Below are 22,567 nucleotides of genomic sequence, written 5' to 3' on the forward strand. Positions count from 1 at the left end.
TGGTGTTCCTTCAGCAGCTTCACGGTCTGGCCGACCACGTAACCACCGCAGCCGGTGCCAGCCGGCGGGCCGCCGGCTTCGACGCACATCACGCCGTTGTAGCCCGGGAACACGAAGTCTTCGACGCGCAGTTCTTCGGCGTGGAAGTCGACCGTCTCCAGCACGTCGATCACGGTGGGCAGCATCTTCTTCGTCAGCGTGAAGGTCGAGTCGTGCTTCGGGTCGCAGCCGATCTGCAGCACCCGTTTGCCCAGCTTCGAGAACGCGGCCGAGAGGTTGCTCGAGGTCGTGCTCTTGCCGATGCCACCCTTGCCGTAGATGGCAAAGACCTTGGCGTTGCCGATCTTCACGCTTTCATCGAGCGCCACCTGCACGCTGCCCTCGCCGTCGAGGCGCAGGTTCTTGCGAACACCCGGATTCTTGATATCCGGGAACGGAACAGTCGTTGTACTCATGCAGGAGCTCCTTCAAAAACACCTTCGAGCCGGTCTTCAAGCTCCTCACCAGCCCGGCGCAAGGCGGCGAGTACCGCTGCGTCGGGCTTCCAGAAATTACGCTCGGACGCTTCGAGCAGGCGGTTGGCCACACGTGCCGAAGCGGTCGGGTTCAGCTTCGCGAGACGCTCGCGCATCGCGGGGTCGAGCATGAAGGTCTGGCTCAGTTGCTCGTAGACCCAGGGCTGGACCTGGCCCGTGGTGGCCGACCAACCCATCGTGTTGGTCACGTGCACCTCGATCTGGCGCACACCTTCGTAGCCGTGTTTCAGCATGCCTTCGTACCACTTCGGGTTCAGCATGCGGGTGCGTGTTTCGAGCGCGACCTGCTCGGTCAGCGTGCGCACCGTGCCGCCGCCGTCGGCGTCGCGGGTCTGGTCGCCGATGTAGACCGGGGCGGTTTCAGCGCCGGGGCCTTCTCTGGTCACCTTCGCGCGCTTGATCGCGCGGCTGATGCCACCGAGCGTGTCGAAGTAGGTGTCGACCGTGGTCACGCCGAGTTCGACCGAGTCGAGGTTCTGGTAGGCGAGCTGCACGCCCGACAGCACGCTCTGCAGCAGCTTCGCCTGTTGCACCGGGCGCCCGGCGCGGCCGTAGGCGAAGCCTTTGCGGCGGCTGTAGGTTTCGGCCAGTTCGTCGCCATCTTCCCAGCGGCTGTTGTCGATCAGGCTGTTGACGTTCGAGCCGTAGGCGCCTTCGGCGTTGCCGAAGACCCGCAGCGAGGCAGTCTCCAGATCACCACCGTGTTCGGCCTGGTAGGCCAACGTGTGCTTGCGGATGAAGTTCTGCTCCGCCGGCTCGTCGGCGCTCGCGGCCATGAAGGCCGCTTCGGCGAGCAGCTTGATCTGCAGCGGCAGCAGGTCGCGGAAGATACCCGAGAGCGTGATGACCACGTCGACGCGGGGCCGGCCGAGTTGTTCGAGCGTGAGCAGTTCGGCGCCGGCGAGGCGGCCGTAGCTGTCGAAGCGCGGTTTCGCGCCCATCAGATACAGCGCTTGCGCGATCGGCCCGCCTTCGCTCTTCAGGTTGTCGGTGCCCCACAGCACCATCGCGATCGACTCGGGGAAGGCGTGGCCGTCGCGCATGTGTTTTTCGAGCAGCCGCTCGGCCTGGCGGGCGCCGTCTTTCACGGCGAAGTGGCTCGGGATGCGGAACGGGTCGAAGCCGTGCAGGTTGCGGCCGGTCGGCAGGATGGCCGGCGTGCGCAGCAGGTCGCCACCGGGGGCAGGGCGCAGGAAGCGGCCGTCGAGCGCGTGCAGGATGCCGCCGAGTTCGTGGTCTTCTGCGATCAGGCGGTTGGTGGCGGCGAGTTCATTCAGCAGCGCCAGCGTCTGTGCGTCAGCTGCCTCCGGCGTGCGGCCTGCCACCAGCGCTTCGATCAGGGCGCGCTCGGGCTTCACACCGTGCGAGGCTTCCGCGCACGACAGGAGCAGGTCGACACGCTCGGCTTCGCTCGGGGCCTGGCCCACGACGTGCAGGCCGTAGGGGATCAGTGTGTACTCGAGTTCGAGCACATCGTCGCCCAGCTTCGCGATGCGCGCTTCGGCCTCGCTGCCCCAAGCCGGTTCGGCATGGGCCAGTTCGAGTTCGGCGGCCTGGGCCTGGAGCATCAGCGCGAGTTCATCGCGCTCGGTCTGCGCTTCGGGCTCGAGCCCGCGAAAGCGTTCGAGCATGTCTTTCAGATCGACCAGGCCCTTGTACAGGCCGGCCTGTGCGACCGGCGGTGTGAGGTAGCTGATGAGCGTGGCGGCAGCGCGTCGCTTGGCGATCGTGCCTTCTGAAGGGTTGTTCGACGCGTACAAATACATGTTCGGCAAGTCGCCGATCAGCCGGTCGGGCCAGCACGTGGCCGACATGCCGCTCTGCTTGCCGGGCATGAACTCGAGCGCGCCGTGGGTGCCGAAGTGCAAGACCGCATTCGCGCCGAAGTCTTCGCGCAGCCAGCGGTAGAACGCCGAGAACGCGTGCGTCGGCGCGAAACCCTTCTCGAACAGCAGGCGCATCGGGTCGCCTTCGTATCCGAAGGCGGGCTGGATGCCGACGAAGACGTTGCCGAAGCGCTCGCCCAGCACGAAGATGCTGCTGCCGTCGCTCTGTTGTTTGCCCGGTGCCGGGCCCCATTGCGCTTCGATCTCTTTCAGGTGCTTCTCGCGCCGCACGTGGTCGTCGGCCCCGATGCGTGTGTGCACGTTGGCCATGGCACCGAAGCGCGCGGCGTTGCCGGTGATGATGCGTTCGCGCAGATCGTCGACGCTCGCAGGCACCTCGATCGTGTAACCCTCGCGCTGCATCGCTTTCATCACGTTGAACAGCGACTCGAACACCGACAGGAACGCGGCCGTGCCGGTGGCACCGGCATTCGGCGGGAAGTTGAAGATCACCGCCGCAACCTTGCGTTCGGCCCGCTGCGAGCGACGCAGGTCGACGAGCTTGCCGACCCGTGCAGCGAGCAGGTCGGCCCGTTCGATGCAGCTGTGCATGTCGTGTGCGTCGACCACGTTCTCGAACTTGCAGGCGTGTGCGCAACCGGTGCAGGCGATGTGCTGGGCGCTGCCGCGGCCGCCGAACACCATGGAGCCGGTGGCGCCGTCGAGTTCGGGGATCGCGACCATCATGGTCGACTCGACCGGCAGCAGACCACGGGGCGAGCCGCCCCACTGGTCGAGCGTCTGGAATTCGACTGGCGTGACGGCGAGGTAGGGCACGTCGAGCCTGGCGAGAATGTCTTCGGCCGCTTTCGCGTCGTTGTAGGCCGGGCCGCCGACGAGCGAAAAGCCGGTGAGCGAGACCAGCGCATCGATCGTCGGGCGGCCTTCGTTGTAGAAGAAGGCGTCGATCGCGGGGCGCTGGTCGAGGCCCGTGGCGAAAGCCGGCACCACGCGCAGCCCGCGCGCTTCGAGCGCCGTGATCACGCCGTTGTAGTGGTCGGCGTTGCCGGCCAACACATAAGAGCGCATCAGCAGCAAGCCGACCGTGCCACGTTTGCCGGTGGTGGCGAAGCTGGGCAAGGCTTGCACGCTGCGCGCCATGCAGCCCACGGCGCTGGCGTGGTTCATCTTCGGGTGGTAGACGCCGATCTCGGGGTACTCGACCGGCTCGTGCGTCTTGGCCATGCCCCGCAGGTGCTTGCGCGCGCCATGCGCGTAACGGTCCACCAGAAAGTGGACCATGTTGGCGATGTTTTCCTGCGAACCGGCGAGCCAGTACTGCAGCGTGAGGAAATAGGCCCGCACGTCCTGCGCGGTGCCGGGGATGAAACGCAGGATCTTCGGCAACCGGCGCAGCATCTTCATTTGCTGCGCGCCGGCGGTGGCGCGTGCGCCGCTTTCTTCACCCTTGGCTTCGGGCTTGTTGCGCAGGCGCTTGAGGAAGGCCATGGCGCCGGTGGCCGGCGCCGACATGTCGAACTTGCCCATGCGCGTGAGCTTGGTGACTTCGGCGGCCGACATGGCGCAGACCATCGCGTCGCACTGGTCGCGCCGCGCCTGCAGCGCCGGCAGGATCGGCAGGAAGTGGTCTTCGAGGAACAACATCGTCGCGATGACGATGTCGCCTTGTGCAATGTCGGCCTTGCAACGTTCGAGTGCGGCCGGGTCGTCACCCCATTCGGCGGCGGCGTGCACGCTGAGCTTCAGGCCTGGCAGCGATTTGGCCAGCGTGCGGTTCGCGCGCTCGGTGGCGCTGGCCAGGTGGCTGTCCATGGTCACCAGCACGACCTTCATGGTCGTGGGCGGGTCACGCTCAACGACTGAAATGCGCTTTGGCGTCATAGAGTGTCTCGACGGTGATCAAGGCAACGCTGCGCTGCTGGGCATAGGTCTCGGTGTTGCGCCGGGCCCTGCCACGCACGAAGAACGGAATCTTGCGCAACTCTTTCTCGGCGTCGGGCGCCCAGGGCGCGGGCCCGGCAGCGGGCGCCGGCGCAACGTCGATCAGCGCCGGGGCTTCGGCAGCGGCCGGCTTGTTGGCGTGTCCGCCCAGGTGCGAAGGCGCCGCATCTTCATGGAACTCGAAGTCACCGCGGAACATGCCGATCAGGTGTTCTTCCAGGCCCATCATCAGCGGGTGCACCCAGGTGTCGAACAGCACATTCGCGCCTTCGAAGCCCATCTGCGGCGAGTAACGTGCCGGGAAGTCCTGCACATGCACCGGCGCCGAGATCACCGCGCACGGCACACCCAGCCGCTTGGCGATGTGGCGCTCCATCTGCGTGCCGAGCACCAGCTCGGGTTGCAACTCGGCGACCTTGGCTTCGACTTCGAGGTAGTCGTCGGTGATCAGCGCGTCGACGCCGTAGAGCTTGGCGGCTTCGCGCACTTCGCGGGCGAATTCGCGGCTGTAGGTGCCGAGGCCGACGACGGTGAAGCCGAGCTCGGTGGCCGCGACACGCGCTGCCGCGACAGCGTGGGTGGCGTCACCGAAGATGAAGACGCGCTTGCCGGTGAGGTAGGTCGAGTCGACCGAGCGCGCGTACCAGGGCGAGCGTGACTGGATGTCGGCCAGCGCTTTCGCCGGGTCGATGCCGGCGAGTTGCGCCACCTCGGCCACGAAGTCGCGGGTCGCTGCGGCACCGAGCGGGATCGTCTTCGTCGAAGGCTGGCCGAAGCTGCGCGTGAGCCAGCCGGCGGCGAGCGCGCCGACCTCGGGGTAGAGCACGACGTTGAAGTCGGCCTCGCCCAGGTGGGCCAGGTCGTCGGCGCTGGCGCCCAGCGGTGCGACGACGTTGACATCGACGCCCATCTGGTCGAGCAGCCGGCTGATCTCGGTCACGTCGTCGCGGTGGCGAAAGCCGAGTGCCGACGGGCCGAGGATGTTGCAGCGCGGGCGCTGACCGGGTGCGCGCGCTTCGCGGGCCGTGCCCGGCGCGGGCGCGCGCGGGCCGGCGAGGGCTCGCACCATTTGATAGAAGGTTTCCGACGCGCCCCAGTTTTCCTTGCGCTGGTACGAGGGCAATTCGAGTGCGACCACCGGGATGGGCAGATTCAGGGCTTTCGCCAGACCACCGGGGTCGTCCTGAATCAGCTCGGCCGTGCACGACGCGCCGACCATCATCGCCTGCGGCCTGAAGCGCTCGTAGGCATCGCGCACCGAGTTCTTGAACAGCTCGGCGGTGTCGCCACCCAGGTCGCGCGCCTGGAAGGTGGTGTAGGTGACCGGCGGGCGTTTCGGCAGCCGCTCGATCATCGTGAACAACAGGTCGGCGTACGTGTCGCCTTGGGGTGCGTGCAACACGTAGTGCACGTCTTTCAAGGCCGTGGCCACACGCATCGCACCGACGTGCGGCGGGCCTTCGTAAGTCCACAAGGTGAGCTGCATGTCAGGCCACCAGTTTCAAGCGACGCAGCAGCGGGCGGGTGAACAACTCGGCCAGGTCGGCTGCCTGGTCGTAGCCCTGGATCGGCGTGAAGACGAGTTCGATCGACCACTTGGTGGTCATGCCTTCAGCTTCGAGCGGGTTCGCGAGGCCGAGCCCGCAGACCACGATGTCGGGTTGCGCGGCGCGGCAGCGGTCGAGCTGCTTTTCGACGTCCTGGCCTTCCGACAACACGGTGCCGCCCGGCAGCAACGCGAGTTCTTCGGCAAGATGCTGGCGGTGCAGGTACGGCGAGCCGACTTCGGTGAGCTGCATGCCGAGCTCACGGGCGAGAAAACGCGCGATCGGAATCTCGAGCTGCGAATCGGGGAAGAAGAAGATTCGTTTGCCCGCCAGCTGCGTGCGGTGGCGGGCCAGCGCGCCGCTGGCGCGTTCGCGTGCCGGCGCGGTGGCGCGCTCGAACACGTCGGCAGAAATGCCGAAGGACTTCGCTGCGGCTTGCAGCCACAGCGTCGTGCCTTCGGAGCCGAGCGGGAAGGGCGCCGGCAAACGTTTCGCGCCGCGTGCTTCGAGCACACGCGCGGTGTCTGAAAGAAACGGCTGCGCCAGCAGCAGACGCGTGTTCGGGCCGACGGCCGGCATCGCGCCCGCGCGGCGTGGCGGGAAGAAGTGGACCGGGCCGATGCCGAGCTGTGCGAACAGGCGCATGAACTGGTCTTCGACCACGTCGGCCAGCGTGCCCACGATCAACAACGAAGCCGGCGCGTCGGGCGCGGCCGCCGGCAGGCTCGGCACCAGGGCGGCGAGGCAGGCGTCTTCGCCCTGCGTGAAGTTGGTCTCGATGCCGCTGCCCGAATAACTGAGCACACGCACGTCGGGCGAAAACTGCCCCGACAAACGCGCCGCGGCACGCGACAGGTCGAGCTTGATGACCTCGGACGGGCACGAGCCGACGAGAAACAGCAGCTTGATCTCGGGCCGGCGTTCGAGCAGGCGGGTGACCACGCGGTCGAGTTCGGTGTTGGCGTCGGCCAGGCCGGCCAGATCACGCTCGTCGATGATGGCGGTGGCGAACCGCGGTTCGGCGAAGATCATCACGCCGGCAGCCGACTGGATCAGGTGCGCGCAGGTGCGCGAGCCGACCACGAGGAAGAACGCGTCCTGGATCTTGCGGTGCAGCCAGATGATGCCGGTGAGACCGCAGAAGACTTCGCGCTGGCCGCGCTCGCGCAAGACAGGCGCGTCGACACAGCCCTCGGAGGCCGCGGCACGGATCGGGATCACCGGGCTCACAGGGCAACCTCCGTGCTGCACACTGGGGTGGATGAGCCTTTCGGGCGGCCGGGCAGGCTCATGCGGCCACCCCCTGCTGCGCCATGTTGCGCTCGTCGCGTGCCTGGTCGAGACGGGCGGCGCGCAGTTTCAGGATGAACTGCGTCGCGTTGATCACGTAGGTGGCATAGGCCGCCAGTGCCAGGTACATCTGCTGGCGAACCCCGAGCGAGTCGGTGAATACCACGAGCAGATAGGCCGTGTGCAATGCCAGCACCAGCATGCTGAACACGTCTTCCCAATAGAAGGCCGGCGCGAAGAGGTAGCGGCCGAAGACGACCTTCTCCCAGATGCAGCCGGTGATCATGATCGTGTAGAGCGTGAGCGTCTTGACCACGACCGAGAGCGTCGCCACCGCATGCCCTTCGCCGGTGGCGAGGTAGCGGAGCACGAGCCCGAGGCTGACGATGAAGACCAGGAACTGGATCGGGGCCAACACGCCTTGCACCAAGGTCCAGACCGACGCATCGCGTCGCTGGCGCTCTTCGGCGGTGTACAGGGGCCGGTGGGAAACCGACCTTGACCCACGAACATCCATCGACTTCCTTCCGCGTTGCGACTGCTTCGGGGTTGAATCTAGATCGGCGCCCTCCGTATGTCAATCGGGCTAGACGTAATGTTTACATGACACTATATTTGCGGCAAACAAGCGCGGCGGTGTCGGCGTGTCTTCCGGGCGAGGTGCTCGGCGCCACCGATTGACGACCCCGGCCGGCGGCAGTAGAACCTTGCGGCACCCTGCGTCGCGATGACAGAAGAAGCTGTCGCGCCGCCGGATCACCCTGGCGCCTTGAGCGCGGGTGTAGGCAACGCTGGCGATCCCCAGCGGTGCCTGGCCCGAGCCGAGACAAGAATTTCGCGAGGAGATTCCGATGGAGAGCTTGCCGCAAGAGCACTCGGCACGGGAGGGCAACAACATCGCTGGCGAGGCGCCGGAGTGCGACGACATGCCGGCCGAATTTGTCCTGGCCGAAGCCGCCAACGACACCCGCATGTCGCAGCTCGCGCGCACGATCGAACAGGAGATCATTCCCCGCCTCATGCTGGCGCACCGCGCGCTGGCCGAACCGGCACCGCGCCCGATCGCTGCCAGCGAGCCGATCAGCCTCGACGACGTCCGGCACTTCGCCAAGCTGGTGTTGTCGCACGACGAAGACCTGGCCTTCGGTGCAGTGCAGACGTTTCGTGCACGCGGCGTGTCGGTCGAGAAGATCTATCTCGACCTGCTCGCGCCCACGGCACGTTACCTGGGTGAACTCTGGACCGACGACCTCTGCAACTTCACCGACGTGACGGTCGGCCTCGGCCGCCTGCAGCGGGTGCTGCGCGAATTGAGCCCGGCGTTCGGTCACAGCGTCGAGCACCCGGCATTGGGGCGGCGCGTGCTGTTGCTGCCGAGCCCCGGCGAACAACACACCTTCGGCCTGGTGATGGTGGCCGAGTTCTTCCGGCGTGCCGGCTGGGACGTCACCGGAGGCGCCTGGGCTGCTGGTGCCGATGCGGCTGCACTCGTGGCCGCCGAGTGGTTCGACGTGATCGGCTTCTCGCTCGGCGCAGAGGTGCACCTCGACGCGCTGGCCGACAGCGTACGCGCCGTCAGGCATGCCACTTGCAATCCCGACATTGCGATCCTCGTCGGCGGACCCATGTTCGGCGCGCACCCGGAGTACGTTCAGAGGGTCGGCGCCGATGGCATGACAATAGACGGCCGGGAAGCCCCGGCACTGGCCGAAAGTTTGATCGGGCCGGTGGTCCGCCGATGCTGACGGCGCTGCCGGGCGCCCGAGTGCATCAGAGTGAGTGAAACCAGGCTGAGGCCCATGCCGCAGCCCGTCGGAAAGCAGGATTCATGAGAGAGTTTCAGTCGCCCGCCCGATCGCTCGGTGAGCTCGACGCCGAGGTGGCCGGCCGCCTGATCGCCGCGGCCGCCGACGTGGCACTGATCATCGACGACAAGGGCGTCATTCGCGATCTGGCCTTCGGCAGCGAAGACCTGCTGCGCGAGGGCTACTACGAATGGCTCGGCAAGCCATGGGCCGACACGGTCACGATCGAAAGCCGGCCGAAGGTCGAAGCCTTGTTGCGCGAATCGCGCAGCCAGGGCGCGCCCCGCTGGCGCCATATCAACCACCCTTCGCTCGACGGCGCCGACCTGCCGCTGTCGTATGCGGCCATCGCCTTGCCGCAGAACAAGCGCGACAAGTCGCCCGGCCGTTCGGTCGTCTTCGGTCGTGACCTGCGAGCCAACGCGGCGCTGCAGCAGCGCCTTGTCAGTGCGCAGCAGGCGATGGAGCGCGACTACTGGCGCCTGCGCCACATGGAAACGCGCTACCGCTCTTTGTTCCAGGTGGCTTCCGAAGCGGTGCTGATCCTCGACGCCGCGAGCGGCCGACTCGAAGAGTGCAACCCGGCCGCCACGGCCTTGTTCGGCGCTGACAGCGCGCGTGCCGGCTGGTTGCTGACCGACCGCTTCGAATCTGGCGGGGTGCCCACGGTGCAGGCGCTGCTCGACCGGGTGCGCGCCACCGGCAATGCTGAAAGCGTGGCCGCCCGGCTGGCAGGCCAGCCCGAAGAAATGCGGGTCTCGGCTTCGTTGTTCCGGCAAGAAAAGACGACGCACCTGCTGGTGCGCGTGGCCCCGGCTTCGGCCGGCGCAATGGCCAGCCCCGAGTCGAGCGCGCAGAGCGCCTTGCTGCAGTTGATCGAGGCGGCGCCCGACGCCTTTGCCGTCACCGACCTCGACGGCCGAATCCTCACGGCGAATCACGCGTTCGTGGAACTGGCCCAGCTCGCCACCGAAGCGCAGGTGCGAGGGCAGTCGCTGGAGCGCTGGCTCGGCCGCACCGGTGTCGACCTCAACGTGCTGATCACCAACCTGCGCCAGCGTGGCGCGGTGCGCTTGTTCTCGACCGTGATGCGCGGTGAGTACGGTGCCTCGGCCGATGTCGAGATCTCGGGCGTGGCCGTGACCAGCGGCGACCAGCCTTGCCTCGGGTTCACGATCCGCGACGTGAGCCGGCGCCTGGTGAGCGAGTCCAGAACCACCGGCACCGGACGCGAAATGCCACGCTCGGTGGGCCAGATGACCGAGCTCGTCGGTCGCGTTTCGCTGCGCGAGATCGTGCGCGACACGACCGACCTGATCGAGCAACTCTGCATCGAGGCCGCCCTCGAACTGACCCACGACAACCGGGCTTCGGCCGCCGAAATGCTCGGGCTGTCGCGCCAGAGCCTGTACGTCAAGTTGCGCCGCTTCAACCTGGGCGATCTGGCGCCGGTGCAAGGCGAAGAATAGGGCGCCACGCCTCGGGCGCCGCCCGATGGTGTCAACCTGGCCGCCGTGCGCGGTGTAAACATTGATTGACGGTTTGGCGTGTGCCGTGCAAGATCATTTGCATGGCACGGCCGTCGTTTTCCGCGTTCGCGGAGCTGCTCAAACCGATCACCTGGTTCCCGCCGATGTGGGCCTTCGGCTGTGGCGTCATCGCTTCCGGTGTCGCTGCCGAAGGGCGCTGGCCGATCATCGCCGCCGGTGTGGTTCTGGCCGGGCCGATGGTCTGCGCTTCGAGCCAGGCTGTGAACGACTGGTATGACCGCCACGTCGACGCCATCAACGAACCGCAGCGGCCGATCCCTTCCGGCCGTATCCCCGGCCGCTGGGGTCTGTACATCGCGATTCTCTGGACAGTCTTGTCCTTGCTCGTCGCCGCCTTGCTCGGCCCCTGGGGTTTTGGCGCCGCCGTCGTCGGCCTGCTGCTGGCCTGGGCCTACAGCGCGCCGCCGCTGCGCCTGAAAGAAAACGGCTGGTGGGGCAACGCCGCCTGTGGTGTCTGTTATGAGGGCCTGGCCTGGACGACGGGCGCCGCGGTGATGGCCGGCGGCGCCATGCCGCAGGGCCGCTCTCTCACCCTGGCCGCGCTCTACAGCGTGGGTGCCCACGGCATCATGACGCTCAACGATTTCAAGGCCATCGACGGTGACCGCCAGATGGGCGTGCGTTCCCTGCCGGTGCAACTCGGCGTGGTGCGTGCCGCGCGCGCCGCCTGCTGGATCATGGCGCTGCCGCAGGTGGTGGTCGTGCTGCTGCTGGTGCACTGGCGCCAACCGGTCCATGCGCTCGCGATCGTGGCCCTGCTCGGTTTGCAGTTGGTGCTGATGGACCACTTCATGCAGAGCCCGCGCGAGCGCGCGCTGCTCTACAGCGGTTTCGGCGTGCCGCTGTTCGTGGCCGGCATGATGGTCAGCGCATTCGCTCTGCGCGCGACGGTGGTGGCGCCATGAGCGGCTGCATCGGCTGGTTCGGCATCGTGCGCCTCGGCCTGGTTCAGGCCTGCCTCGGCGCCATCGTCGTGCTCACCACGTCGACGCTGAACCGCGTGATGGTCGTCGAACTGTCGCTGCCGGCGCTGCTGCCGGGCTTTCTGGTCGCGATGCACTACCTCGTGCAGGTGGTGCGCCCACGCATGGGCCATGGCTCCGACACCGGACGGCGCCGCACGCCGTGGATCCTCGGCGGCATGGCGACGCTCGCACTGGGTGGTGTGGCTGCAGCCCTGGCCACGGTGTGGATGGGCAGCGACCGCCTCGCCGGCATCGCGCTCGCCGTGCCCGCCTTCCTGATGATCGGCGTCGGCGTCAGCGCTGCCGGCACCTCGTTGCTGGTGCTGCTGGCCAAGCGCGTCGCGCCGCCGCGGCGTGCGGCGGCGGCCACGACGGTGTGGCTGATGATGATCGCGGGCTTCGCGGTGACTTCCGGCGTGGCGGGCAAGATGCTCGATCCGTATTCGCCGCTGCGGCTGATCGCCGTGACGGCAGCCGTGTCGGCCATCGCCATGTGCGTGACACTGCTCGCCCTGTGGCGCCTCGAGGGGCGCGGCGACGACTCGGCAGCAACCCCAGGCCAGCAGGCCCAAGCCGCGTCCCCCGGGTTCCGCGCGGCGCTCGGCCAGGTGTGGAACGAACCGGTCGCGCGCCAGTTCACGGTCTTCATCTTCCTGTCGATGCTGGCGTACAGCGCACAAGACCTGATCCTCGAACCTTTCGCCGGCACGGTGTTCGGCTTCACGCCCGGCCAGTCAACCCAACTCTCGGGCTTGCAACACGGCGGCGTGCTGCTCGGCATGCTGGCCGCCACGCTGGCCGGGCGCGGTGCGAACGGGCGGCGCTTCGGGTCGTTGCGTGCCTGGCAGGTGGCGGGTTGCCTCGGATCAGCGCTGGCCTTGCTCGGCCTGGTCGCCGCTGGCTTCATCGGGCCGGCCTGGCCGTTCAAGGCCACGGTGTTCGCGCTCGGTGCGGCCAATGGCGCGTTCTCTATCGCCGCCATCGCGTCGATGATGCGGCTCGCCGGCGAAGGCCGCGCATCGCGCGAAGGTGTGCGCATGGGTCTGTGGGGCGCAGCGCAAGCAGTGGCTTTCGGCCTCGGCGGGCTGGTTGGCACCGGCGCCAGCGACCTCGCGCGCTGGCTCATCGGCACACCAGGGCTCGCCTACGGAGCGGTGTTCGCTTTCGAGGCCTTGCTCTTCGTCGGCGCTGCCGTGCTGGCGGCCCGGCTCGGGCAGGCAGCGGCGCAGCCCGTGCCACGCGCTGCCGCCATCGACCCGGGTTGGGCGGGTCTCAAGACGAGGTGAATACCATGCAGTCCTGCGAAACCTTCGATGTGGTCGTGATCGGTGGTGGCCCGGCCGGTGCCACGGCCGCGCACGATCTGGCCCGCCTCGGCCGCAGCGTGCTGCTGCTCGACCGTGCGGGCCGCACCAAGCCGTGCGGCGGCGCGATCCCGCCGCGCCTGATCAAGGACTTCGCGATCCCCGACGCGCTGCTGGTCGCGCGCGCGACTTCGGCGCGCATGGTGTCGCCGAAAGACGAACACGTGGACATCCCGATCGACAATGGTTTCGTCGGCATGGTCGACCGCGACCAGTTTGACGAATGGCTGCGCGAGCGCGCGGCCGCCTCGGGTGCGCTGCGTCGCACGGGCACGTTCGAGCGTGTCACGCAGGATGTCGATGGCACGAGCCTCGTGCACTTCTTGCAGCGCTCACCCACCGACAAGACCGCCCGCGTGCCGGCCTTCGTGCGTGCTCTCACGATCATCGGTGCCGACGGTGCGCGCTCCGAGGTCGCGCGCCAGTGCGTGCCGGGCGCCGAGCACGTGGCCTGCGTGTTCGCCTACCACGAGATCATTCGCACGCCCGCCGTGCCGCCGGCTGGCTTCGATGGCTCGCGCTGCGACGTGTACTACCGCGGCACCCTGTCGCCCGACTTCTATGGCTGGGTCTTCCCGCACGGCGAGACGATGAGCGTGGGCACGGGCAGCGCCGACAAGGGCTTCTCGCTGCGTGGCGCGGTCGGTGGCTTGCGCCAGGCTGCCGGCCTGGCCGGCACCGAAACGCTGCGCCGCGAAGGCGCGCCGCTGCCCATGAAACCGCTCAAGCGCTGGGACAACGGCCGCGACGTGGTGCTCGCCGGCGACGCGGCCGGCGTCGTGGCACCGGCCTCGGGCGAAGGCATCTACTACGCGATGGCCGGTGGCCGCCTCGCGGCCGAAGCGGTCGACACCTTGCTCAAGACCGGCGATGTTCGTTCGCTCGCGCTGGCGCGCCAACGTTTCATGAAGGCACACGGCACGGTGTTCATGGTGCTCGGCATCATGCAGCGCTTCTGGTATTCGAGCGACCGCCGTCGCGAGCGCTTCGTCAGCATCTGCAAAGACCGCGACGTGCAGCAGCTCACCTTCGAGTCGTACATGAACAAGCAACTGGTCCGCAAGAAGCCCATGGCGCACGTGCGCATCTTCTTCAAGGACATGGCCCACCTGCTGGGGCTCGCCCGTGTATGAGCGCAGCGCCGAGTCGCTGGAAGCCGGTGGCGGTGGCGGCCGCGGCGGCGCTGTTCGTCGCGATGCTGGGCGGCTTGATGACCGACATCGGCCCCTGGTACCTGAGCCTCAAGCAACCTCCCTGGAAGCCGCCCGACTGGGCCTTCGGCCCGGTGTGGACCACGATCTTCGCGCTGGCTGGCGCGGCCGGCGTGATCGGCTGGCGGCACGCGGCATCGAAACCGGAGCGCGAGTTGCAGCTCGTGCTGTTCGCGCTCAACGGTTTTCTGAACGTGTTCTGGAGCCTGCTGTACTTTCGTTTGCACCGGCCCGACTGGGCGATGTTCGAAGTGCCGTTTCTCTGGCTGTCGGTGCTGGCCTTGATCGTCGTGCTGCGGCGGTCTTCGGCCACCGCCGCGTGGCTGCTGGTGCCCTACCTGGTTTGGGTGGCGATCGCGGCCTTGCTGAACTGGCAGACCGTGCAGCTCAACGGCCCGTTCGCAGCGGCTTGAAGGCGTACTCATGATCACCACCCTCGGCATCGCCCCGCTGATCGACGCGGTCATCGTGTTCACCTTGCTCGAGTGCCTCGCGCTGTGGCTGTACCACCGCAGCACCGGGAAGGGCGTGGCCCCGCGCGACTTTGTTGTCAACATGCTGTCGGGTCTGTGCCTCATGTTGGCACTGCGCGGCCTGGCCACCGAGGCTGGCGTGGCGTGGGTGGCGGTGTTCCTCGCCGCCGCCGGTCTGGCGCACGGCATCGACATCCTGATGCGCTGGCAGCGTTCGAACCGGCAATCGGGCAAGCAACGGAGCGCCATCGCATGAGCGTGATCGCCCTCGGGCTGAACCACACCACCGCGCCGCTCGACGTGCGCGGCCGTTTTGCCTTTCCCGCAGAGCGGCTGGTGCCGACCTTGCAGGCATTTCGGGGCCGACTGAAACGATCCTCCGAAGTGGCCATCGTCTCCACCTGCAACCGCACCGAACTCTACGTGGGCAGCGAAGCCGGCCATGTCGACACGCTCGCTGACGAAGCGCTCGGCTGGCTCGCCGAATCGGGCGGCATGGAGCCGCAGGCGCTGCGCCGCCACTTCTACGTGCTCGAAGACGCGGGGGCCGCACGCCACACCTTCCGGCTGGCCAGCGGCCTGTCGTCGATGGTGGTCGGCGAAACGCAGATCCTCGGCCAGATGAAACAGGCGGTGCGAGAAGCCGACACTGCGGGCACGCTCGGCAGCACGCTGCACCAGCTTTTCCAGCGTTCTTTCGCCGTCGCTAAGGAAGTGCGCAGCGGCACCGAGATCGGCATGCACAGCGTCAGCCTCGCCTCGGCGATCGTGCGGCAAGCGACGCAGCTCTACGAAGACTTCAGTCAGTTGAGCGTCTTGTTCATAGGCGCCGGCGAGATGGCCGGGCCGGTGCTGGCGCACATCGCCGGCAGGCAGCCGAAGCGGCTGACCGTGGCCAACCGCAGCCTGGAACGTGGCGAGGCGCTCGCGGCACATTTCAATGCCGATGCCATCGGCCTGGCCAGTGTGGCGGCCAGCCTGGCTGATTACGACCTGGTCGTGTCGTGCACCGCCAGCCCCTTGCCGGTGATCGGCCTGGGTGCGGTCGAGCGCGCGATCAAGGCCCGCCGCCGCCGCCCGATGCTGATGGTCGACCTGGCCGTGCCACGCGACATCGAAGCCGAGGTCTCACAACTGCGTGACGTGTACCTCTACACCATCGATGACCTGTCGGCGATGGTTCAGGCCGGCAGCGACAAGCGCCAGGCCGCTGTCGGGCAGGCCGAGGTCATCATCGAGACCGGCGTTCAAGACTTCGTGCGCTGGCTGCAGACACGCGAGACTGTGCCGTTGATCCAGGCACTGCAAAGCCAGGCCGAGGCCTGGCGCACGGCCGAGCTTCAACGCGCCCGCAAGTCGCTCGCCAAGGGCGGTGACCTCGACGGCGTGCTGGAAGCGCTGTCGCGCGGGCTCACGCAGAAGATGCTGCACGGGCCGATGGCCGGCCTGCACGCACTCGAAGGCGAAGAGCGTGTGGCGCTCACCGACACGCTCACACGCCTGTTCCTTCAGTGCCCCGAGCGCCCGCGGCGCTGAAGGCGCGAGCGGCCGATCAGGCCTTTTTCGCCCAGGCCGAACACCAGCCCTTGCCCGACACCTGCTTGCCGGCAAAGAGCTGGCACGGCGCCATCGCGTCGGTCGCCTTGCCTTGGTAGAAGTTGCAGCCGCTGCACACCTGCGTGGCGGCATGCTGTGGGTACTTGGCCTTGTCGACCTTGGTCGCGTCGGCTTTGTAGCCGAGGGCCGTGGCCTGCGGGTCGCTCTCTTCAAGTTTGGGTGCGGCTGCCTGGGCCGATACGCGTGATGCGGCGAGGGCACTGGTGCCCGCCACCACGGTCATCACGAATGCACGTCGACTGGGGTTGCTCATGAGAAGGAATCCTTGATCGGATCAGAATGAAACGTCAGAATAGTCTGACACAGACAAACGCGGAAGCTCTTTACATTTCGGATGCCGCAGTCATCGAGTCAGGTTTGGAGTCCCGCCTTGGTTTTCCCTTTCTCTGCCATCGTCGGCCAGGACGACATGAAGCTCGCAATCCTGATGGCCGCGGTGGACCCGAGCATCGGTGGCGTGCTGGTGTTCGGCGACCGGGGCACCGGCAAGTCGACCGCGGTGCGCGCGCTTGCCGCATTGCTTCCGCCCATGCGCGCCGTCACCGCTTGCCGCTACCACTGTGACCCGGCGCTTGCCACCGGCTGCGAAGACTGCGAAGCGCGCAAACGCCAGGGCGGCACACTCAAGAGCCACCTGGTGCCGGTGCCGGTGGTCGACCTGCCGCTCGGCGCCACCGAAGACCGCGTGGTCGGTGCGCTCGATCTGGAACGTGCGCTGTCGCAAGGTGTGAAGGCCTTCGAGCCCGGCTTGCTCGCGCGTGCGAACCGCGGGTTTCTGTACATCGATGAAGTGAACCTGCTCGAAGACCATCTCGTCGATCTGTTGATCGACGTGGCTGCCTCGGGCGAGAACGTGGTCGAACGCGAAGGCCTGAGCGTGCGCCACCCGGCGCGCTTCGTGCTCGTCGGCAGTGGCAACCCGGAAGAGGGCGAGTTGCGGCCTCAGTTGCTCGACCGTTTCGGCCTGTCGGTCGAGGTGACCACACCGCAGGATCTGGCCTCGCGGGTCGAAGTCGTGAAGCGGCGTGACGCCTACGAGCGTGACCCGGCCACGTTCACAGCGGCATGGGCCAAGGAAGAAGCGCGTGTGCGGCGCCAGATCGTGGCCGGCAAGACCCGCATCGCCAACACCCGCGTCCCCGACAGCGCCCTGGAGCGCGCCGCCCGGCTTTGCATGAGCCTCGGCACCGACGGCTTGCGCGGCGAACTCACGCTGGTCCGCGCGGCACGGGCCTGCGCGGCATTGCAGGGCGACGCCGAGATGGGCGACAAACATCTGCAACGCGTGGCGGCGCCGGCGCTGCGCCACCGCCTGCGGCGCAACCCGCTCGACGACGCAGGCTCGACCGTGCGGGTCGAGCGCGCAGTGGCCGAACTGTTCGGCTGAGCTTCCGGCTTCTCGATGGAACTGCGCACGCCGACGCTCGCTGCCGACGCCGCCTGCGTTGCTGCGCTGTTCGCGGTCGACCCGTCTGGCCTGGGTGGCGTGGCTCTTCGCGCCCGTGCTGGGCCGCAGCGTGAATCCTGGCTCGGGCTGCTGGCCGCATTGTTGCCAGAAGGTACGCCGCAGCGCCGCGTGCCCTTGCACATCAACGGCGACCGCCTGATCGGCGGGCTCGACCTGGCGGCCACCTTGCAGGCGGGCCGGCCGGTGGCACAGAGCGGCTTGCTCGCCGAGGCGGACGGCGGCATCGTGTTGCTCACCATGGCCGAACGCCTGGCACCCGCCACCGCCGCTCAGGTGGCCGCCGTGCTCGACACCCGGGTCGTGGTGATGGAGCGCGACGGCCTGAGCGTTCAGCGCGGTAGCCGCCTCGGCGTGGTGGCCCTGGACGAAGGCATCGCCGACGACGAGCGCACGCCGGCGCGGCTGCTCGAGCGGCTCGGATTCCATCTGTCGCTCGACGACGTTTCAGCGGGCGCAGACGTCCAAGCCTGCCCTTCGTGGGCGCGTGCCGACGTGTTGGCGGCGCGCAGCCTGCTGCCCATGGTTCGTGTCGCCGACGAGATCACCGAGGCTTTGTGCGCTGCGGCGCTCGCACTCGGCATCGCCTCGGTGCGCGCGCCGATGCTGGCCTTGCAGGCGGCACGGGCTTCGGCCGCGCTCGACGGCCGCACCGATGTCAACGAAGACGATGCCGCGCTGGCCGCGCGTCTGGTTCTCGCGCCGCGCGCCACGGTGCTCCCGGCCGAGCCTGCGGCCGCCCCCGAGACCGACGCTGCAGAACCCGAGTCGGCCGACACGCCGCCACCGCAGGAAGAGCGGGCGGCGCGAGACGACCCGCAGGCGCCCGATCCGCCAGAGCCGCCACGCGACGCAGCCCTCGACGATGTGGTGCTCGAAGCCGCACTGGCTGCCATTCCCCCCGGCCTGCTGGCTGCGCTGAAGCTCGGCCAGGGCGCGAACCGCCAGGCACAGGCAGGCGGCCGCAGCGGCGCGTTGCAAGCAGGCAAGCAGCGCGGGCGCCCGGCGGGCGTGCGCCGCGGCGAACCCCGTGCAGGCGCGCGCCTGAACATCATCGAAACGCTGCGCGCCGCTGCGCCGTGGCAGCTGTTGCGGCGCCGTGAAGCGGCGCCCGGTGCGGCACGAATCCAGGTGCGCCGCGAAGACTTTCATGTCACGCGCTTCAAGCAACGCGGCGAGACCACGACGGTGTTCGTGGTCGATGCTTCCGGGTCGGCGGCCCTGAACCGCCTCGCCGAAACCAAGGGCGCGGTCGAGTTGCTGCTGGCCGACTGTTATGTGCGCCGCGACAGCGTGGCGGTGATCGCCTTTCGGGGCCGAAGCGCCGAACTGCTGTTGCCGCCGACACGCTCGCTGGTGCGTGCCAAGCGCAGCCTCGCCGGCTTGCCCGGCGGTGGCGGCACACCGCTGGCCGCCGGCATCGACGCGGCGGTGTCGCTCGCCGACGCGGTGAGGCGCCGCGGTGCGACGCCGGTGCTGGTGATGCTCACCGACGGCCGCGCCAACATCGCCCGCGACGGTGCGCCGGGCCGTGCGCAGGCCAGCACTGATGCGCTCGTTTCTGCACGCCAGGTGCGTGCCGCCGGCTTCAGCAGCTTGCTGCTCGACACCTCACCCCAGCCGCAAGACCCCGCGCGAGACCTGGCGCAGGCCATGGGCGCCACCTATCTGCCGCTGCCGCACGCCGGCGCGTCGCTGCTGTCGCAAACGGTGCGTGCGGCAAGCGCCACGCCGGGGCCGTCGCGTTGACCGACAGGCTGGTCTGGGAGCGCGACGGCCGCGACTGGCCGCACCGCGAAAACAGTCGTTTCGTGCACGCCGGCGGCTTGAGCTGGCATGTGCAGCAGATGGGGCAGGGCCCGGTGGCGCTGCTGATCCACGGCACCGGCGCGTCGACACATTCATGGCGTGATTTCGCGCCGTGGGTGGCGCGCCACCACACCGTCGTGGCGGTCGATCTGCCCGGGCACGCATTCAGCGGTTCTCTGCCGGCAGCGCAGATGTCATTGCCCGGCATCGCGAAGGCACTGTCCGATCTCGTGGCCAGGCTCGGGCTCGAGGTGGCGCTGTGCATCGGCCACTCGGCCGGCGCGGCGATCGCCGCGCGCATGGCGCTCGACCGGCACATCGCACCCGACGCGCTGGTGGCCATCAACGGCGCCTTCTTGCCGCTCGACGGTCTGCCCGGCCTGCTGTTCCCGCCAGTGGCCCGTGTGATGGCGGCCACGCCGCTGGCCGCGAAACTGTTTGCTTGGCGCGCTTCGGACCGGGCGGCGGTCGAGCGCCTGATCGGGGGCACAGGTTCGAAGCTGGACGCCGCAGGTGTCGACCTCTACGCCCGGCTCGTGCGCGACCAGCGCCATGCGGCCGGTGCGCTGGCGATGATGGCGCAATGGGACCTGCTGCCTTTGCAGCGCGAGTTGCCGGCGCTGGCGGTGCCGATGGTCTTGCTGGTCGGCGCCAACGACCGTGCCGTGCCACCCGCACAGGCTCGGCGGGTCGCTGCGCTGCTGCCGCGCGCACCCGAGACGATCGTGCTGCAGCACCTCGGGCACCTGGCGCACGAAGAGCAACCAGAAGAAGTCGCGGGTGCCGTGATGCGCGCCGTCGCGCCGTTCAGCCGCGCGCCCGGCTGATCACTGCCAGCGCTTCGACAGCTCCCTGATCACGACCCGGCAGCTGATGCCGTGCGGCCGCACCTCGCGCCATTCGACCTCGCCGCCGAGCTGCTTCACACGCTTGCGCACCCCGCCGAGGCCAAGACCGTGCGACCAGTTGCGCGGCTCGCGGCCCATGCCGTTGTCGGTGATCGTCAGGTCGATGCGGTCGTTGTCGAGGCTGAAATGGATCTCGAGCTGCTGCGCCTTGGCGTGGGCGATGACGTTGCTGACGAGCTCGCGCAACACCCGAGTCAGCGCCGACCAGTGCACCACGGTGAGCGTGATGTCTTCGTCGAACACGAAGGTCCACTTCAGCTCGATGTGGGCAGCGGTGAGGCGCTGCGTCAGATCGGCCTTCCATTCGCCAGCGGCGTGCGAAAGCCGGTGGTTCGAGGCCGCCAGGCCGCGCGTCAGCGTCTTCAGGTCTTGGAGCGTGTGGCGCAGGTACTCTTCCATCTCGGGCGACTGGGCCTTGTACATCAGCGTGAGCAGGCGAGCGCCGATGTCGTCGTGCAGGTCTTGCGCCAGGCGCATGCGCTCTTCGCTTCGCCCTTGCTCCACGGCCTTGTCGAAGCGCACGGCGCGGCGCAACTGCTCGACGATGCGGTCGGTCAGGCGTGCGTCTTCCGATGTGAACAGGCGCCGGCCGCGGTGCGCGAAACGCACCATCACCGAACCGTGCGGCACCAGCGGGTCGTCGCTGAGCGCTGGCACCGGCACCAGCATGCTCGAACCGTCGCCGGCCACGCGGGAGCGCCGCGACGCCCGTTCGACGACCGTGACCTCGAGCGGTTCGAACAACTCGGCCAGCAGTTGCGACAGCAGCGTCGGTGTGCGCTCGGGGTGAGCTTCGACCTCGCGCGCGATGCGGTAGAGCTGCTCGAACATGCGCTCGGTCGTGAGCATGCTGTTGCCGAGCAGTTGATTCAGGATCCATTGCCGGGCACCGGAATAGACCGCGAGCGACAGGAACAGCGACAGCGTCAACGAAGCGAACTGGCCGAGCGAGAAGACGGCCACGAACAGCAGGTCGAGCGAGGTGGCCACGGTGCTGATGGCGGCCAGCAGCGAGAACTCGCGCATGAAGACCTGCGAACGCGCGAGGAACGGGATCAACAGCAGCAGCGAGCCCAGGAACACGTACCAGACCATCGAGCCGACGTCGGCGATGTTGTACGGCATGCCCGAGAGCCCCGACGTGACGCCGAGCACCAGCGTCAGCAAGCCCCAGGAGCCCAGCGTGAAGATGCCGAAGCGGCGCAGCACGATCGCGAACGGATGCGGCTCGATCTGGTACGACCAACTCAGCAGCGCGATGGCCAGGGCGCCGAGCGCGCCCACGCCGCCCTGCGTCCACCACCAGGCGTGGGGCAAGAGGCCGACCGCGAACAGGCCGATCAGCACCGGCACGGCCGCCCAGCCGGCCAGCGCGATCCAGCCCGACCCGGGCAGCCGCCGCGGGTGCAGGCACACCGCGTTGACCATCGCTGCGGCCGTGATCAGGTCGAACGCCATGCGCGCCGGCATGTCGAGCTGGAGGAAGGGCGGCGGCAGCCCGAGCTCGATGGTCGATTCGACCGCAATGAACAGCAGGTTCGCGGCCTGGCACACACCCATGATCGCGTACACGAGGTTGCGTGACGACGGATGCGCCAGCACGACCACGCAGGAAACGAGGTACAGCGCGAGTGCAAAGGCCACCAGCATCCAGAAGATCACCGGCAGGCTGGCGATGCCGCGTGGCTCGGGGCTCAGCGTGACCGAGCGGCCGTCTGAAAAGCCGAGCGTCATGACAGGCTGCGACTGCGCAGCGGAGAGCTGCTCGTGCAATACCCGCTGATGCGCGCGTTGACTGTCGTCGACCATCCAGCGCGGCGAACGCTGCAGTGCCGTCGCGTCGACCGGAAACACCGGCATGCCGGCGCCGCTCATGGTCACGAGCGCCTGGCCGCGGTGCAAAGCCAGCACCGGGTCGCTGCTGGCTGCCAGTTCGAGCTGCCCCTGCGGGTTGGCGCGCCAGTTCGCCGGCAGATGCGGCACGGCCGAGAGGGTGCGCGCCAGTGCGAACACCGCCAGGCAACCCAGCAGTGCACACAGCACCAGCAGCCGCAGCCGCCAGCCCATCCAGCGCGACATGGGCAGCCCGGGCGTGCCGGGCAGATCGTTCAGGACGGAATCGAGACCCGAGTCCTGCAGGCTGTGCAGGCCGGAAGAATGGCCCGCAGAACGTTGCTGGGCCGCGGCGTGACGGCCGGCGCGCCGCGGGTCGAGGCCATCTTGCGCCACGAGAAACCCG

Annotated in this window: 18 protein-coding genes; 11 read left to right on the forward strand and 7 right to left on the reverse strand. The window is 68.3% G+C overall.

Annotation, left to right across the window (positions count from 1 at the left end):
* From AC30PD_RS15905 to bchF, 5 genes are all read right to left on the reverse strand, one after another.
* On the reverse strand, positions 1–455 hold a 455-nt coding region (locus AC30PD_RS15905), incomplete at its 3' end, for an AAA family ATPase (RefSeq protein WP_489536640.1).
* Positions 452–4,216, reverse strand: a complete 3,765-nt coding sequence (locus AC30PD_RS15910; protein ID WP_489536641.1) for a magnesium chelatase subunit H — start codon at positions 4,214–4,216, stop codon at positions 452–454. The genes AC30PD_RS15905 and AC30PD_RS15910, both read right to left, overlap by 4 nt.
* 19 nt (positions 4,217–4,235) lie before the next feature.
* Positions 4,236–5,810 (reverse strand): ferredoxin:protochlorophyllide reductase (ATP-dependent) subunit B, encoded by a 1,575-nt coding sequence (gene bchB / locus AC30PD_RS15915; protein ID WP_489536642.1) that lies wholly within the window; start codon positions 5,808–5,810, stop codon positions 4,236–4,238.
* Between the two features lies 1 nt (position 5,811).
* Entirely contained in the window at positions 5,812–7,101 is a 1,290-nt protein-coding gene (locus tag AC30PD_RS15920) for a ferredoxin:protochlorophyllide reductase (ATP-dependent) subunit N (protein ID WP_489536643.1), read from the reverse strand.
* Between the two features lie 58 nt (positions 7,102–7,159).
* Complete coding sequence (bchF, locus tag AC30PD_RS15925; RefSeq protein ID WP_489536644.1) at positions 7,160–7,678, reverse strand: 2-vinyl bacteriochlorophyllide hydratase; 519 nt, start codon at positions 7,676–7,678, stop codon at positions 7,160–7,162.
* Between the two features lie 334 nt (positions 7,679–8,012).
* On the opposite strand from bchF, the gene AC30PD_RS15930 reads away from it, so the two are divergent.
* The 8 genes from AC30PD_RS15930 (at position 8,013) to hemA (ending at position 16,065) form a co-directional block, all read left to right on the forward strand.
* Complete coding sequence (locus AC30PD_RS15930; protein ID WP_489536645.1) at positions 8,013–8,906, forward strand: cobalamin B12-binding domain-containing protein; 894 nt, start codon at positions 8,013–8,015, stop codon at positions 8,904–8,906.
* Positions 8,907–8,989: 83 nt separating this feature from the next.
* Positions 8,990–10,435, forward strand: a complete 1,446-nt coding sequence (ppsR, locus tag AC30PD_RS15935; protein ID WP_489536646.1) for a transcriptional regulator PpsR — start codon at positions 8,990–8,992, stop codon at positions 10,433–10,435.
* Between the two features lie 101 nt (positions 10,436–10,536).
* Positions 10,537–11,421: a chlorophyll synthase ChlG gene (gene chlG / locus AC30PD_RS15940; protein WP_489536647.1), complete on the forward strand. Its 885-nt coding sequence runs from the start codon at positions 10,537–10,539 to the stop codon at positions 11,419–11,421.
* Complete coding sequence (locus tag AC30PD_RS15945; protein WP_489536648.1) at positions 11,418–12,767, forward strand: BCD family MFS transporter; 1,350 nt, start codon at positions 11,418–11,420, stop codon at positions 12,765–12,767. Before chlG ends, AC30PD_RS15945 begins: the two co-directional genes overlap by 4 nt.
* Positions 12,768–12,772: 5 nt before the next feature.
* The gene (locus AC30PD_RS15950; RefSeq protein WP_489536649.1) at positions 12,773–13,978 is read left to right on the forward strand and encodes a geranylgeranyl diphosphate reductase; all 1,206 of its coding nucleotides are present in this window, start codon (positions 12,773–12,775) and stop codon (positions 13,976–13,978) included.
* Positions 13,975–14,469, forward strand: coding sequence for a TspO/MBR family protein (locus AC30PD_RS15955; RefSeq protein ID WP_489536650.1), 495 nt, complete (start codon positions 13,975–13,977; stop codon positions 14,467–14,469). The genes AC30PD_RS15950 and AC30PD_RS15955 overlap by 4 nt, the downstream gene beginning before the upstream one ends.
* A 10-nt stretch (positions 14,470–14,479) precedes the next feature.
* On the forward strand, positions 14,480–14,785 hold the full coding sequence (locus AC30PD_RS15960) for a hypothetical protein (protein WP_489536651.1): 306 nt from the start codon (positions 14,480–14,482) through the stop codon (positions 14,783–14,785).
* Positions 14,782–16,065, forward strand: a complete 1,284-nt coding sequence (gene hemA, locus AC30PD_RS15965) for a glutamyl-tRNA reductase (RefSeq protein ID WP_489536652.1) — start codon at positions 14,782–14,784, stop codon at positions 16,063–16,065. Before AC30PD_RS15960 ends, hemA begins: the two co-directional genes overlap by 4 nt.
* Positions 16,066–16,081: 16 nt before the next feature.
* On the opposite strand, the gene AC30PD_RS15970 is transcribed toward hemA, so the two are convergent.
* Positions 16,082–16,399, reverse strand: a complete 318-nt coding sequence (locus AC30PD_RS15970; RefSeq protein WP_489536653.1) for a high-potential iron-sulfur protein — start codon at positions 16,397–16,399, stop codon at positions 16,082–16,084.
* Between the two features lie 117 nt (positions 16,400–16,516).
* Between AC30PD_RS15970 and bchI the strand changes: the two genes are divergently transcribed.
* From bchI to bchO, 3 genes are read left to right on the forward strand one after another with little or no spacing between them, the layout of a single operon-like run.
* Positions 16,517–17,533 (forward strand): magnesium chelatase ATPase subunit I, encoded by a 1,017-nt coding sequence (bchI, locus tag AC30PD_RS15975; RefSeq protein WP_489536654.1) that lies wholly within the window; start codon positions 16,517–16,519, stop codon positions 17,531–17,533.
* Between the two features lie 15 nt (positions 17,534–17,548).
* Positions 17,549–19,360, forward strand: a complete 1,812-nt coding sequence (locus AC30PD_RS15980) for a magnesium chelatase subunit D (RefSeq protein WP_489536655.1) — start codon at positions 17,549–17,551, stop codon at positions 19,358–19,360.
* The gene (gene bchO / locus AC30PD_RS15985; RefSeq protein WP_489536656.1) at positions 19,357–20,247 is read left to right on the forward strand and encodes an alpha/beta fold hydrolase BchO; all 891 of its coding nucleotides are present in this window, start codon (positions 19,357–19,359) and stop codon (positions 20,245–20,247) included. Before AC30PD_RS15980 ends, bchO begins: the two co-directional genes overlap by 4 nt.
* Here the strand turns inward: bchO and AC30PD_RS15990 are convergent, their stop codons facing one another.
* Positions 20,248–22,557, reverse strand: coding sequence for a sensor histidine kinase (locus tag AC30PD_RS15990; protein ID WP_489536657.1), 2,310 nt, complete (start codon positions 22,555–22,557; stop codon positions 20,248–20,250).
* Positions 22,558–22,567: the final 10 nt, after the last annotated feature.

The organism is Rhizobacter sp. (assembly GCF_032229685.1).
Taxonomy (GTDB): Bacteria; Pseudomonadota; Gammaproteobacteria; order Burkholderiales; family Burkholderiaceae_C; genus LMDS01.